Below are 1,688 nucleotides of genomic sequence, written 5' to 3'. Positions count from 1 at the left end.
GGGTGGCCGAGCAGGCGTTGGCGGTGACCCAGGCCGCTCAGCAGCCCGCGGGCAACACCGCCCAGACGGTGGCCTCGCAGTTGGCGAGCACGCAATTGGTCACCACCGCGGCTCCGCAGGTGACCGCCCCGACGTCGCAGACCGGGCCGTTTACCTGGCTAACGAGCGCGATCCAGAACTTCACCCAAAGTGGGCTGCCCACGCCGACCAACAATTACCTGGGGCTAAGCCCCACCTTCTACACCGTGATGCTCAAGCAGAACACGGGCCTGGCCTACTTCTCCAACGGCATCGTGGCGTTTTGGTCGCAGTTGGCTCAGCAGTTGGTGTCGGGTCCTGGTGGTACCACGGCTGGTGCCGGTGGTGCGTGGTTCCCGACGCCGCAGTTCGCCCAGTTGGGCCTGGGCAACCTGGGCAGCCTCAGCAGCAACGTCGTCTCGGCCGGTGCCGGGCAGGCCACCCAAGTCGGGGGTTTGTCGGTGCCCCAGCAGTGGGCGACGCTGACCTCGGCGGTCAGCCCGGCCAACGCCGAGGCCGAGGCGCTGCCGGTGCAGGCCGGCGCGGCCGGCAACCCTCCGGCCAACGCCCTGCTGCGCGGCATGCCCACCGGCGTCATGGGCCGCCGCGCCGGCGCCGCCGCGGGCTACTCCCACAAATACGGCTTCCGCTACAGCGTCCTAACCCGACCCCCATCGGCCGGATAGCGGGACGACATGAGTGCTGACCATTTCACTTATCCGCGGCGGGATTTTATTCGGCTGGCGCCACGCTCGAACCCGGTCCCGAGGACAGCGCTGCGGCCCGGGCTCGACCACGGCGTCGGAGCACGCGGTCGCGACGAACGCCTCGCTCCAGCTCATGGCCGGCAAGCGACCAGCGGCCCGATGACTGATCAACCCTGCCGCGCCGCGCGGCAGGAACGACCCATAGGCCTACGCGCACCGGCGGCCGCCCACGCTGCGGGGGTCGGGCGCCCAGGCGACCCGCCGTCACCGATTTATCGTCAGTCAATACCCGAGCCAAGCGGCCAAGGTTAAGGAGTAATTCGTGTTTGATTTTGGGGCGCTTCCGCCGGAGGTTAATTCGGCGCGGATTTATGCCGGTCCGGGGTCGGGGTCGTTGATGACGGCGGCGTCGGCGTGGAATGCGATCGCCGCGGAGCTGCAGTCGGCTGCGTTGAGTTATCAGAATGTGGTGACTCAGCTGGCCAGTGAGGAGTGGGCGGGCACGGCCTCGGCGGCGATGGCGGCCGCGGCCACCCCGTATGCGGAGTGGCTGGCCAGCACGGCGGCGCAGGCCGAGCAGGCCGCGGTGCAGGCCGCCGCGGCGGCGGCGGCTTATGAGGCGGCGTTCGCCGCGGTGGTGCCACCGCCGGTGATCGCGGCCAACCGGGCGTTGGTGCAGCAGTTGCAGGCCACCAACGTGATCGGGCAGAACACCGGGGCGATCGCGCAGTTGGAGGCCCAGTACGGCGAGTTTTGGGCCCAGGATGCCGGGGCGATGGCCAACTACTCGGTGCAGTCCACGGCGGCGACCAAGGGCATCACCCAGTTCCAGGCCGCCCCGAAGGTGACCAACGACGCGGGCACCACCACCCAGGCCAGCACGGTGGCCAACGCGGCGGCCAACACTTCCGCCGGCAACGCGGCCAACGTCGCGCAAAAGGCGGCCACCACCGCCACGACGAC

The 1,688-nt window shown here is 69.7% G+C and carries 2 protein-coding genes; both read left to right on the top strand.

Going from position 1 to position 1,688, the window contains the following annotated elements; translation table 11 throughout:
• Window positions 1–704: PE/PPE C-terminal domain-containing protein (locus A5701_RS11200; RefSeq protein ID WP_197504965.1), on the top strand; the 704-nt coding region annotated here is incomplete at its 5' end.
• Between the two features lie 343 nt (window positions 705–1,047).
• Window positions 1,048–1,688 (top strand): PPE family protein (locus tag A5701_RS11195; protein ID WP_156670046.1); only part of this gene is annotated, 641 nt, incomplete at its 3' end.

This window comes from Mycobacterium sp. E3305 (assembly GCF_001666785.1).
Taxonomy (GTDB): domain Bacteria; phylum Actinomycetota; class Actinomycetes; order Mycobacteriales; family Mycobacteriaceae; genus Mycobacterium.
The sequence above is the reverse complement of the archived record's forward strand: the minus strand, read 5'-3'. Positions and strand labels throughout refer to the sequence as shown.